9 protein-coding genes are annotated in these 14072 nt (G+C 35.3%); all 9 read right to left on the bottom strand.

The window, feature by feature from the left end:
* Positions 1–131: 131 nt before the first annotated feature.
* Positions 132–326, bottom strand: coding sequence for a hypothetical protein (locus tag ACZLO7_RS03565; RefSeq protein WP_427749987.1), 195 nt, complete (start codon positions 324–326; stop codon positions 132–134).
* A 211-nt stretch (positions 327–537) separates the two neighbouring features.
* Positions 538–1707, bottom strand: a complete 1170-nt coding sequence (locus ACZLO7_RS03560) for an aminotransferase-like domain-containing protein (protein WP_464939215.1) — start codon at positions 1705–1707, stop codon at positions 538–540.
* A gap of 475 nt (positions 1708–2182) precedes the next feature.
* Positions 2183–3058: a radical SAM/SPASM domain-containing protein gene (locus ACZLO7_RS03555; protein WP_464939216.1), complete on the bottom strand. Its 876-nt coding sequence runs from the start codon at positions 3056–3058 to the stop codon at positions 2183–2185.
* 362 nt (positions 3059–3420) lie between these two features.
* Positions 3421–6873 (bottom strand): S8 family peptidase, encoded by a 3453-nt coding sequence (locus ACZLO7_RS03550; RefSeq protein ID WP_464939217.1) that lies wholly within the window; start codon positions 6871–6873, stop codon positions 3421–3423.
* 766 nt (positions 6874–7639) lie between these two features.
* On the bottom strand, positions 7640–8341 hold the full coding sequence (locus tag ACZLO7_RS03545; RefSeq protein ID WP_464939263.1) for a DUF421 domain-containing protein: 702 nt from the start codon (positions 8339–8341) through the stop codon (positions 7640–7642).
* A gap of 219 nt (positions 8342–8560) precedes the next feature.
* Positions 8561–8863 carry a YunC family protein gene (locus ACZLO7_RS03540; RefSeq protein ID WP_427749997.1) on the bottom strand — a complete coding sequence of 101 codons (303 nt, stop codon included), beginning with the start codon at positions 8861–8863 and terminating at the stop codon, positions 8561–8563.
* A 94-nt stretch (positions 8864–8957) separates the two neighbouring features.
* Positions 8958–10358 (bottom strand): SpoVR family protein, encoded by a 1401-nt coding sequence (locus tag ACZLO7_RS03535; RefSeq protein WP_464939218.1) that lies wholly within the window; start codon positions 10356–10358, stop codon positions 8958–8960.
* Between the two features lie 62 nt (positions 10359–10420).
* Entirely contained in the window at positions 10421–11584 is a 1164-nt protein-coding gene (gene yhbH, locus ACZLO7_RS03530; protein ID WP_464939219.1) for a sporulation protein YhbH, read from the bottom strand.
* Positions 11585–11842: 258 nt separating this feature from the next.
* Positions 11843–13738: an ATP-dependent protease PrkA gene (prkA, locus tag ACZLO7_RS03525; protein WP_464939264.1), complete on the bottom strand. Its 1896-nt coding sequence runs from the start codon at positions 13736–13738 to the stop codon at positions 11843–11845.
* Between the last annotated feature and the right edge of the window lie 334 nt (positions 13739–14072).

Genomic DNA, 14072 nt, shown 5'->3' with positions numbered 1-14072 from the left:
ATAGACATCTTTTTTATGTTTTCATTTATTCAGTTCTACACAGTTTATGGAATTGACTTCCGCACTATTCATCTTAGCCACTTCATTCCGTTACAAAAAAAAGCCTTCCAATCGGAAGACTTTGAAATAAATTATGAGTTCGGTAAAACTAAAAAAATTGATGGTATGAAAGAAATGCCAAAAAATAAAATATACCATAAAGACATACGTCGTAACGAAAATTGACGTTGTTTCTTCTGTGCATAGAAAATGTCCGTAAAAATAGCAACGACGAGCGGAATACTCATACATGCAATAGCGATTAAAATCACATCTGAAAAGTTCATTGTGCATCCCCCAATTTACAAATGTCTTAATTTAAATTGTGACGAAAATGTGTCTTAATTTATTGTACACAATTTCGTCACAAATTGTCAATGGTTTTTTGCCATACTTTTCTAGCTATATTTTTGGGGGAAGATAAAAAAGAAGGTAGAACCAGGTCTTTTTCCTGAGGTTCTACCTTCTTTTATTTGGCTAATAACATTCTTGTTTCATTTATAAAACAGATGCTAGTCTTTTAATACCTTCTTCAATTGTTTCTGGATCTGAATTTGTATAATTAAGGCGTAAAGTTCTAACATCTTTGATATTCGTATAGAATGGATCACCAGGAACAAAGGCTACTTTCTTCTCAGTTGCTCGTTTAAAGACTTCAACTGAAGAAACTCCTTCACCTAAATCTACCCATAAAAACATACCGCCCTCTGGTTTTGTGAACTTAACATGAGCTGGTAAATATTTTTCCATCGCCGCTATCATTGCTTCACATTGTAGTTTATATAACGCTTTAATATTGTTAATGTGTGCATCGTAATCATTATTCATTAAATAATCATAGATAGCATATTGAGCAAGTACATTCGTATGTAAATCAGAAGCTTGTTTTGCACTCGTTAAATGGCCCATTAGTTCTTTATTTTTTGTACATAAAAAACCAATACGCATACCTGGTGATAACGTTTTAGAGAAAGAACCAAATAGGACACTATTCGTCGTTTTTCCACCTGCGATGTAAGGCAATGATTCTCCTTCAAAGCGTAGTTCACCATAAGGATCATCTTCAATTAAAACTGTATTAGTCTTCTTAATGATTTCAAAAATAGCCTCACGTTTCTCTTTTGAATAAGTTAAACCTGTAGGATTTTGGAAATTTGGCACAGTATATAATAATTTCACATCATTATTTTGTAAAGTTGCTTCAAGCTCTTCTAAATTTAAGCCATCATCTTCAAGGCTAATAGGTAAAAATTCAGGTTCAAAAAGTGAAAACGTTTGGATAGCAGCAAGATAACATGGACTTTCAACTGCCACTTTATCTCCCTTATTAATCAAAGCTTTCCCCATCAAATCTAGTCCTTGTTGAGAACCCGTTGTAATTAAAATATCGTCCGCTGTAACATCCATACCAAATCGTTTTTTATAACGATCTGCAATCCATTGTCTTAATGGTAAATAGCCTTGAGTTCCAGAATACTGGAATATCTTGTCACCAGATTCTTGTAAAACACGATTAATTGATTCTTGAAACTCACTCTTTGGGAAAGAAATAGGATTAGGTAAACCTCCTGCAAATGAAATAATATCTTCTACATCAGTCAAATTCAAAATTTCCTTTATAAACGAGCTATCTGTTTGTAATACTCTATCTGAAAAAATTTGCGTCATAATCAATTCTCCTTCTAAACTACTTCTTCTATATTCCGTTTATTTTTTTATATTATTATAGCAAATCACATAACATTAGGAATTGTCAATATTTTCTCGAAAATAGAAAGTGATTGTAACTATCCAGATTCGATGTTTAATATATATAAATGAACCAGACGTAAATCTCTCTTACTAGTCTTACAACACGACTTATTCGTTATAGCATTTAGTCTACTCGGGCTTTCATTTGACTCACTCGGGCTCTCATTTGACCTATTCAGCGGGGCTTTTAACTCATTCGCTTTCTTTTAATCTACTCAGGCTTTCTTTTGACTCACTCGGGCTCTCATTTAACCTATTCAGCGGGGCTTTTAACTCATTCGAGTGTCTTTTTGACTTACTCAGCCTAGATTCCAAACAAAAAGCACCTCACAAGGAGATGCTAGAACTACTAACACGATATTAACATAAACTTCGTTAGAACTAATTACTTCTACATCCCAAATTTCTGTCTAAAACCGCACTTTCTGCATAATTCCTCAACCGCTTCTCTTCTAGTAAATCCGTCAAAGAGATTATTGGCTCTCTCGCCCTCTACGATTTCAGAGAATGAAGTGTTATTTATATTTCCTAGATTAATGACGCCTTCTCCATCTAGGCAACATGGAACAACAGTACCGTCAACAAGAATCGCTGCTTGACTACGAAGGGCATGACAAAAGCCTTTTCCTTCATCCTCAGGTGCTAGCAAACTCGGCCATTGGAATTCATGATCTTGGTTAAGATAAACACGATCCGTAATTTTAACGCCTTTTCCTGGCTGTACTTTTTCTTCAATCATAAAGTCTAAGTTGTATTCCTTCTCTAAAATGTCTAGTGTTTCACGGTTTCTTCTCTTTTCCAAATCTGTAACCTGATCTTTTTGTAGATTCCATAATCGGTACGATATGATGATATTTTGCTCCGCAGCATCACGCACAAATTCTAGAATATCCCCTAAGTATTTTTCACGATTCTCTGATCCCTCATGTCCGTCAAAGCTATGTAATGAGAAGTTGATTTGGCGTAGCGCAGGCTTTCCTAATAATTTCTCTCGATTCTTTTTGATCAGTGTTCCGTTTGTTGTGATATTCACCTTAAATCCTTTTGCATGAGCGGCATCAAGTAATTGGTCGACCTTATTATGTAAAAGAGGTTCTCCTTTCACATGTAGGTAAATATATTTCGTATGTGGTCTAATCTGATCGAGTATATTATTAAACGCATCTAGCTTAATAATATTCGCCTTACGACTCGTTGGCGGACAAAAGCTACACGCAAGGTTGCATACGCTTGTAATTTCGATATAGACTTTTTTAAATGTTTTCAAGGCTCGTTCACCATTCCAGTTCTATATATATTCAATGACTATACTTATTGTAATCAAATCTAATGATACTGAACAGTCTTTCGAATTTTCAATACATATGGCTGACTTAATGCCTAGCATATAGCCTTTTTTCATTCGTAGAAAGTAATTTTTAGTGGATAGAAAAAGGCAACAATTCTCTCAGAGTGAAATATCGCCTTTCTTTATCAGTTGGCTAGCTTCATCGAATTTTTAGGGATAGCATCAGATAACTAAAGAACAATATGAAAGTTGGCAAGCATCTGTCAAAACCCTCTAGTAATGAAAAAAGGTGACTTCAAAAAGCCGTTGAATAACGACTTTTTGATTCACCTTTTCCTTTTTTACTTTACTTTCAATGATAATGTATACGGATCAATTGAAGCATGACCTTCGCTATCTCGAACTTTCACATAGTATGTTCCTTTTGTCATTTTTAAGAATAGAATTTCCTTATCACCTTTTCCATATATATCGGATTTTGCTACTCTTTTGCCATTACGATAGACTTCAATAGCTCCATCTATTTCTTGGCTTGTATCAAGTGTCAACGTCACTTGCTCTGTTTTCTTTGGTTCATAAATAAACCAATCTTCATCGCCATTTTCGTACCCTGAATTAAAATAGGCTTGCGAAGTAAATAATTTGTTACTCTTCTTCTGTAGCTTGATTGGCTTAGATGGTTTGTTATTTTTTACTTTGGAGTTTGCATCCTCATCTTTTTTATTCACAGAGTCCAACTTTAGTTGATATGGCCACAGTGATAATCCTGATGCTGATTGAACAGAACTAGTTACAGTAACAAAATACGATTTTCCTTTTTTCGCAGCAAAGGAGCCTGTTGTCGTACCATCTTCCGTATTTTTTAATAGGTATGATTTGTATTCCATTTCCTCCTCATCTATTTTGTGATTTTTATTGATATCCTCGGTAATTTCCATGTACCCATAATAAGGGCTCAGTAACTCTTTTGGATACTTCGCTTTAAGCGAGGAAGTAAGTGGCGTACGAGAGAATTTCCCTCCATATACCGCGTTCTCTTTTGCAGTAAAATAGTACATATCAATATCATTTGCTGTAGAGAAGTTTGCCGTAACACCAGTATCAGGTAGTTTTTTTGCTTGCTCTGGTCGGTCATTTTCTTCATAGCTATCAGCAGGGTTCTCAACAAGAACTTTAGATGTCACCTTATATCCATCATACGGAATTTGGAACGTATCGTAGTTTGGTTTAATGGCAAGATAATACGTTTTATTTGCTTTTAAACTCGCTACAAATTCACCTTTTATCCATTCCTCTGAAAACCAATCCACATTAGCTGAAATATTAGATAATATTTGCTGTGGCTTGCCATTTTCATCTTCTTCCTTCACTACCTCATATATTTCTACAATTGGAATATTTTCCGTTGGAGTAGGTAATTGGAATTGATAAATACCAGCGCTAGAAGAATCTAATTTATACCAATCGTCATCCATCGTATTTTGAAGGTATCCCTGAATAGTTCCACCTAATTCGTAAGGGAGAGCTACTGAATCTAATAAGGCGATTCGTTCTGAATCATCCTGTGTTTGTTCATTCTGTGTTTGTTCATTTTGCCCTGACTCTTCGTTCAGAGTAATATTCATAAATAGTTGATTAACCCCTGACGATTCTTTCATACTAGTATAGTTATCTTCATCCGCTGGAATCGTCTTTCCTACAAGACTAACACTATACGGAAGAGCTGACTCAGCAGGTTTACTTTCTTTTATGCCTCCCATTAAACTAAACAACATTTGAAGTATATTACCATTAAATAATGAGCTTTTATTAGTCACTTTTAGATAATATTCTTTGTCAGGTTCAGTTTGAAACGATAGTGTTTCACCTTCTCCAAAACCGTTCGTATTACTTGTATATAATGCTGGCATTTCTTCTGCGGGAAGTTCTATTCCTGCTTCCTCAGATGGTGCAGGGAATAGCTGTTCCTTATTATAAACAGAGGCGCTTATATCCACTCCCGGTATCCCCGTAACTTCAAACTTCATAAATTGTGCTTCTTTTGATGTGAAGTGGAAGTAGTCATCATCACCATTTTCCCCTGTCATATAAAGCTTTTCTTGATTAAATGGCCATTTTTCTATTTTAATTGGTTTTTCTAATGTTGACTCATCTTTAGGAAGTTGAGCAATCTTGTCTACTTGTAATGTAAAGGTTGACTGCTTCTGACCCGAAACATCGAAACTACCATTCACATCTTTTACACCAATTGCCACTGTTCCACTAAACGGTGCTTGGATTAGCTTTCCTTCTGTTTTTCCTTCTGTCACATCATTGACATCCGTTAATTGCTTTTGACCATTCCCATAGAAATGAATACTCATTTTATAATCATACTGAGCTGCACTAACCAATGACGTTTGGATGTACTCACCCTTTTCTACAGGAATTTTAACCCACTTCTGTTCTGAAGGTTTTGTAAATGAATGCTTTACTTGCGCAGGAATCGTAAGCTGCTCCGCGTTCTTTAAAATTTCTTTTTCTCCCCACGTTTCTTTCACTAAAGAAGGGATCTTTTTAACATCATATTTCATCACAGCAACTGGGTCAATGAGACCATTCCCGTACTTATGATCAAATCCTTTTGCGCCTAAATCTTTCGCTGTTTTTTCTAAAATATACTCCACTTCAACCGGTTTTAGGTTTGGATGCTTGGATAACAGCAAGGCTACTGTTCCAGCAACTACTGGTGAAGCCATAGATGTCCCACTTAACTTTGCAAAACTCGATCCTTTTTGTGTGTCATAATATGGAGCATACACACTATCTCCAGGGGCTACCACGTCAGTAGAGGCACCATATGATGAGAATTCACTTAACTTTTTATCGCTATTTACAGAACCTACACTAATTACACCTTCATACTTAGCTGGATAAACTGGCATATCGGACCCTTGATTTCCTGCTGCTGCAACGACAACAACACCACTACTAATCGCCTTTTCTACAGCTGCTTCTAGAACACTAGAGGGAACACCCCCACCTAAGCTCATGTTAATAACATTCGCTCCTTGATCCACCGCTTTTAAAATTGCATTTGCAATCGTATAATCTAATGTAAATTGATCTCCGTCAAAGACATCATAAGATAGAATCTTTGCATTTGGATTTAAGCCGTAACCACCGATACCGTTATCTTTTTTTGCAGCGATAATCCCAGCAACATGCGTTCCATGTATGTCAGCCGTCGTTGGATTCATTGGGTTTATAGTGTTTGTACTTGAAAGAATGGATCCTTTTAATTCAGGATGATTACGATCAATCCCCGTATCGATAACCGCTACCTTTACCTGATTCTTCCCAGTTAGCTTTTGGGCATCCGCCGTTTTTAATAAGTTATGCATATACTGCTCACTTATTTTTGGATCTATTGTACCCGTAGACTTATACTTTGGACTGAGACCTACAGAAACAACTTTGCTATTTTTTTGATAATTTCGAATTGTTTGTTGTAGCTTTTTCTTATTATTGACCTTTATAGCCACATATTTAAGTCCGCTGATTTGATTCACAACCGTTCCACCAGCTTTGCGATGATCGCTTGTGCTTAACGGACTCGAGTATTTAACAATAATTGTGTCCTCACTATAATTTGCCGTCTTTTCAATCTTAGGTGTTTGGTAATTTTTACTAAGCGAGTGTAATTTAGCAGTGATAGATTTAGTATTTGCTTCTACTTTTAAACTACTAACTAGAGAAAAAGATAATGCACAACTTACTCCAACTGCTACTACTTTTTTTGTAATTAGATTCACAATATTCCCCCTAAATAACATTTCATCCTTCTCATCTTATTGTATTCCAAATTTACCATATTTTATACATAATATTAAATTATATTTTTTTTAATAGTAACTGTGTCTCCTTAATTTTCCGATAATTTATCTTTAAAGACCTGATTTCCACTAGAAGTTGAATAAAATTCTATCTAATTTTATCGACAGCGAGATTCACAAAATTGTCACATATAGCAAAATTAGGATTTGATAATGGATTTTTTTCTACTATGTCAGCCACAGACTCTTTTATAGTTTCAGTTTCTATTAACATTTTAAGTATTTCCGAATCTGTGAAAATACTTAAAATGTATATTCAGCAATTGGTAAAATTACCTTCACGTTGTTTCGTAGTGTTTTCCTTATATCAGCAATTTTAATAATCCAAGTATATTTTTTTGATAAGACATTTAATATTTATCGATAGAAATTGCTTTTATGTCTTTCACTTCATACGCATTCTGATACTTTCTAAATAATCCTACACGCAAAAAAGGACCATTGAATATTTTCATATCTATGATCCATCCTTTCATTATATTAAGCTGTTCTGAATTCACCGTTTTGCAAAGATCAAGTATTTGTTTTGTGGTTATGTAATGAAAGCTACTTCATAGTCATCCCTCTGACCTTCCAGATGCTCGCATAACACTTTAGGTTGCCGTACATTCACATGAAGATCGATCCATTATTGTAGATGCATGGCCAAAAAATGCATTCCTAAATTAAAAGAAGTGAACCTCTACTAATATAGAAAAACCTGCAAGTTATCATTTTTGTCAATTGTCGCTAATAATACACCTTTAATATCTATGTTATACGTTGAAGTGACTTCGCTTTTTAGCCAATCCTCACTAATATCCTTTTTATTTAACTCATAATAATCAATTTTACCCTCTTTAATAAGTACAGTAGGCAGAGAAAATGATTCAGGTGCTATCTTCATGTCCGCCCTGGTTAGTGTTTGATATTGAGGATATAAAAAGCTTGAAATCGATCCATCCGGCTCCCATAAAGCAAGGGCAACTTTTTGAACATCTTCTATTTTTTCTTTCCTTAGTTCAGATAAAAGTAAATCGACGGAAATCTTGGCCTTTGTTAAGTTCTTCGAAATAATTTGTCCATTCTTTATGAGTAGGATTGGGGAAGAATCTATAATATGTCGAAATGGGACCCATTTAAGGCTCAAGTATACGCATACTGAATATAGAATAACTAAAGATGACATGGTGATCATGGAACCCTTCATCCCTAATCCTTCATCAGACAAGGGATGGGCAATGATATTACCTATAGTGATTGCCATAGCAAAATCGAGTAATCTTAACTGAGAAATAGAACGTTGCCCCATAACTTTTGCTGCAATGAGTAAAAAAAGAAAAGCAACAATTGCTCGAAGAATCCATTGAATTGCTGTAAGCGTTTCTTGTGCATGAAAAAAGTCCACAATAATACATCCTTTCAATCTTTTCGCTTTCATATTATTGTTTCCTGTAACTCCATTATTATGAGGAAAGCTTGCAGCAATGACTTGCCATATAAAAATAAAAGATCAACCTCCTATTACTTTACGTAATGGAGATTGACCCTTTAGCTCAATTATTATAATGTTTTCTAGCTTAACTAAAGATCATTACTACTATTCATTTCTTAGTGTTAGCAGCATTTAAGTCATTTTTAACAATGCATCTGCCCCAATCATTCCTTTAACAATGCCAAATTGCTCTGCTTCAAGGGTAACGGACTCAAGTGGCGCGTTTAACAATTGTTCTATTGTTTTCACACCAACCGCTCGACCAGCAATTATTTTACGATCGGCTAATTTAGTATTCAAAAGTCCAACATCTAACGCACCACACATAATATAACCTACGTCATTCGAAATCGTTAACAACGTCGTTTTAGGTAAACTTACAGTAACAGCCTTGAACATAGAACCTTCAATATTAATTGTTTCAGTTGAAACCATCTAATTCGCCCCTTCCTCTATATACATATGAAACTGGGCAGAAAGGTGTTCGAGATATTTCAATTTCAAGAGCTCTTTAATTTCATATTTAATTTCACAAAAATCTCCGGGAATTCTTTTTCCCGTCAAATGAATAGAGAACCGTCCTTTCTTCACTATACGTTTCTACATGAGCAGGGCGCCCCCACAGCTGATAAATATACTGTAGTACATTTTCTAAATAGCGTGTATCTAGTTCCATTCCTTCATACCCATGAACTAGATATAATTCTCCATTTCGTAAGTAATCTCCATCCTTCACAACAATATATGGGAATCCACCGTTCACACGCATGGATACGAGTTGATCGCGTACATGCTCATAATCTTTATCTGTAATTTTATATTCATTGCCCTTTTTTTCAAATAAATAAAGATCCTCTTTCTTCGCTAAGTCCTTGGTTAAATAGTTTCGGATAAAGGATATGTCCGATTCGACTTCCCGTACTTCAAACATTTTCTCTCGACCAGAGTGTTTTTTGATCCCTAATTTCTGCATCTCTTCAGTTGGATTATCATATCTCTTCTCAATATCTTCAAAAATTTTTAAACCAAGATAATATGGATTAATCGTCGTTTTAGACGGTTGGACAACTCCTGCATTTAACTTCGCATATTCAATCGATTCATCCGTTGTTAAATTTAGCTCTCTCATAATACGTTGATGCCAGTAAGAAGCCCAACCTTCGTTCATTATTTTCGTTTCTAATTGTGGCCAAAAATAGAGCATTTCTTCGCGCATCATCGTTAATATATCTCGTTGCCATTCTTCTAGTTCACGACTATGTTGCTCGATGAATAGCAATAAATCTTTTTCTGGATATGGCGGAAACTGTTTCTTTTTTTGTCGTATTGTCTTCTGTTCATTTACTATTTCATCAATTCTCCAAAGATCATCATAAGGCGTTTTACGGGCAACATCCTCATCTTCATCTATATCGTTTTCATATGTTAACAGCTTAGGTCGTTGTATAGATGGATCAATATGCTCTTGAATAGCTAAAACAGCATCTAAAAACTGTTCTACTTCATCCTTTCCGTAGAGCATTTCATAGTTGGCAATACGTTCAGCCGTAGCTGTCATACTTTCGACCATATCTCTCCTTGTATTTGAGAAGCGAACGTTATTCTTAAAAAAGTCACAATGAGCCAATACATGCGCGATAATCAGCTTATTTTGAGTTAATTTATTCGTATCGAGCAAGAATGCATAACAAGGATTAGAGTTAATAACAAGCTCGTAAATCTGGCTTAAACCTAAATCGTATTGTAGCTTCATTTTGTGAAACTGTTTACCGAAACTCCAATGTGAAAAACGAGTAGGCATACCGTATGCTCCAAATGTATAAATAATATCCGCAGGACATATTTCATAACGCATTGGGTAAAAGTCTAGACCAAACCCGGTCGCAATTTCCGTAATTTCATCAATCGCTTGGTGAAGCTCTTTTTCCATTTATCTAAATCCCCCCGTGTGTGTTATTAGGGAATGAGCGCTTAGCACCATCCGTTTCTAACTTAAGACTCCACTTTTTGGAAAAAGCTTTTTAACGCTTCATAAACGTCACTTTTATGTCTCAATATATAGTAACGAAATTTCTGATCCTCGATTTTTTTATAGTTATACATTAATGTAGAAAAACGATTATGTTGATTCACTTCTCCGTACCCGAACATACTGGATAATTTCATTAATTCCTGGACCAAATTCAAACACTTTTCATTATCCGTTGACATGTTTTCTCCATCCGAAAAATGTACAGGATAAATATTATATCTAGCTGGATTATATTTTTGCTTAATAAGTTCCAATGCTTTTAAATAGGCGGAAGAACAAAGTGTTCCCCCACTTTCCCCTTTAGAGAAGAAATCTTCTTCGGATACTACCTTTGCTTCTGTATGATGAGCAATAAATTCAATTTCAACCGTTTCATACTTAGAGCGCAAGAATCTTGTCATCCAAAAGAAAAAGCTCCTTGCACAATACTTCTCAAAATTACCCATCGAGGCACTTGTATCCATCATCGCAAGGACTACTGCCTTTGATTCAGGTTTTGTCACTTCATCCCACGTCTTAAATCTTAAATCGTCATTATGGATAGGTGTAATCTCTGCTTTTCCATTAATAGCATTACGTTTAATCGCATTTAAGATTGTACGCTTCTTATCGATATTACCCATAAGTCCTTTTCTTCGAATATCGTTAAATTCAATTTTTTCGGTTGTGATATCTGCCATTTCTTTTTGTTTTAAGTTGGGTAGCTCTAACTCTTTAAATAAGGCATTCTCTATCTCTTCTAGACTAACTTCTGCCTCATAGTAATCTTCACCAGGTTTGTCACCTGCTTCTTTACCATTTCCTGCACCTTTACCTTTATCCCCTTGTTTAGGACCTCGTGCTACTACATCACCTACCTGACTATCTCCCTGTCCTTGACCAACATGTTTTGATTTATCGTAGTTATAGCGAATTTTATATTCATCCAGAGATCGTATAGGAATTTTAATAACCTCACGACCGTTTGACATAACTATACTTTCTTCGCTTATTAAATCTGGTAAATTATTTTTTATTGCATCTTTTACTTTTTCCATATGGCGCTGTTGATCTTGGTGCCCTTTGCGATGGAGGGACCAATTTTCCTGAGAGATGACAAAGCGTTTATCCTGATTTCCGCTCATTTTTATCCTCACCCATCTATAAAGTCAATTTCTCTGAAGCGTATTAGCAACTGACGTTCCACCATAGTCGAAAAGAACATTGATTCTTAATATAGAATCACTAAGTATTTCTTTCTGAAAGCTTTACATATTACCTGAGATTTCTTAAAAGAGGAAGTCACTTTTCTTATAATATGTTAGTTTTTAGAATTGTTTGACTTCTTTTGATAAATAAAAAAGAGTGCCCTAAAATTAACCTGGACACCCCCTATTAAATCATTAACGATTCAGTAAGCTACCTACATATTGTAATAATTCATTTGCAGAAGTTGAATTATAGCCATGCTCATCTATAAGCCTTGCGACAACTTCGTTAATCTTTTTAAGCTGAGATTCATCAGGCATTTTTGAGGACGTTGTAATTTTCACAACGTCTTTTAAATCAGCAAACAATTTCTTTTGAATTGCTTCTCTTAATCTTTCATGAGAATGATATTCGAACCTCTTCCCATTTCTTGCATAAGCCGAAATGCGAATCAAAATCTCCTCTCGGAATCCTCTTTTCGCATTTTCCGAAATTCCAATTTGTTCTTCTATGGACCGCATTAGTTTTTCATCTGGATTCATTTCTTCTCCAGTAAGGAAATCTCGAATTTTATTTTTATTACAATAAGCCTCAACATTATCGAGATAATTGTTCATTAAAGTTTTTGCAGATTCTTCATACGAGTAGACAAATGCTTTTTGAACTTCATTCTTCGCAATGTCATCGTATTCTCTTCTTGCAACTGCAATATAATTTATAAATTTTTCCCGATCTTCTTGGGAAATCGAAGCATGTTGGTCAAGCCCATCTTTAAGTGAACGCAAAACGTCTAATGCATTAATTGACGGCACTTCTTTTCGAATAATGGCAGATGAAATTCGATTTATAATATAACGTGGATCAATACCATTCATACCTTCATTTGGATACTCTTTTTTCAATTCCTCTACATCAACTGAATTGTAGCCTTCCACGCTTTCTCCGTCATACATACGCATCTTTTTCACAAGGTCAATACTTTGCTTTTTAGGTGCTTCTAGTCTTGTTAAGACGGAAAAAATTGCAGCGACTTTTAATGCATGAGGAGCAATATGAACATGTGCCATATCGCTTTCGTTAATCATTTTCTCGTAAATCCGTTCTTCCTGACTTACTTTTAAATTATAAGGAATAGGCATCACAATAATTCTTGAGTGAAGTGCCTCGTTCTTTTTATTTGAAATAAACGATCGATATTCAGTTTCGTTCGTATGGGCAACTATTAATTCGTCGGCACTAATTAATGCAAATCTGCCCGCTTTAAAATTTCCTTCTTGCGTTAATGATAATAAGTTCCATAAAAACTTTTCATCTAATTTAAGCATTTCTTGAAACTCCATCATGCCTCGGTTTGCCTTGTTTAGTTCCCCGTCAAATCGATATGCACGAGGATCTGATTCAGAACCAAATTCCGCAATCGTTGAAAAATCGATACTACCAGTTAAATCAGCGATGTCCTGTGATTTCGGATCAGAAGGTGTAAATGTCCCAATTCCAACACGTTTATCTTCTGAAAAGGTAATGCGTTCAATCATAACATTTTCAATAAGTCCATCATATTCTTTTTCAAGCCTCATCGTGTTTAAAGGCGATAAATTACCTTCTATACGTAAACCATACTCTTCATAAAAATCTTTTCGCAAATGATGTGGAATTAGGTGGAGTGGATCCTCATGCATCGGGCATCCTTTTATGGCATATACTGCACCTTCATCCGTTCGTGAATATTGCTCAAGCCCCCGCTTTAGCAATGTCACAATGGTCGATTTCCCTCCACTCACGGGACCCATTAATAATAAAATCCGCTTACGAACATCCAATCTTCTTGCTGCAGGATGAAAATATTCTTCTACCAATCGTTCAATTGCTGTTTCGAGCCCAAAAATTTCTTGTCCAAAAAAGCTAAATAATTTATGTCCGTCTCGTTCCTCTAATCCAGAGCTTTTAATCATATTGTACACACGTGAATGGGCTGTTTGAGCAACTTCCGGCCTTTTCTTCACAATACTTAAGTAATCCGCAAACGTGCCTTCCCACTTCAGTCTGTTCTCTTCTTCACGGTAAATCTTAAACTTACTTAAAATGTCTATAGCCTTCCCTCCATTCTTAGCCTGATTTATAACATAGTATGAAATTAGAGAAATAATGATACCCAATAATGATTCATTCCCGAAAGCAATTTGTTTAGTTAATTTAATTACAGCATGTCGCCTACTACAGATTAAGGATTTTTACTTAGATGATTTATCGGTGATGTTTATTTGAAGAAACAAAAAGTATGCGAAGAAAAAAGGCTAATATTAGATACTGTTATGGCGATACAGGAGTATGTAAAAAAGTATTACTTGCAGGCTGAAGATTATTTAATTGGTAGCATCCTTAAACTCGTTTCAATATGCATGAGCGTGGCGCAGATTTAGCGAC

This window comes from Viridibacillus sp. d25.2 (genome assembly GCF_055456015.2).
This window is presented reverse-complemented; position numbering and strand designations above follow the sequence as displayed.

Coding starts and splice junctions, on each gene's coding strand:
- ACZLO7_RS03535 (WP_464939218.1), bottom strand. CDS start 10,358: ATGGAAAAAGAGCTTCACCAAGCGATTGATGAAATTACGGAAATTGCG.
- yhbH (WP_464939219.1), bottom strand. CDS start 11,584: ATGAGCGGAAATCAGGATAAACGCTTTGTCATCTCTCAGGAAAATTGG.
- ACZLO7_RS03565 (WP_427749987.1), bottom strand. CDS start 326: ATGAACTTTTCAGATGTGATTTTAATCGCTATTGCATGTATGAGTATT.
- ACZLO7_RS03540 (WP_427749997.1), bottom strand. CDS start 8,863: ATGGTTTCAACTGAAACAATTAATATTGAAGGTTCTATGTTCAAGGCT.
- ACZLO7_RS03560 (WP_464939215.1), bottom strand. CDS start 1,707: ATGACGCAAATTTTTTCAGATAGAGTATTACAAACAGATAGCTCGTTT.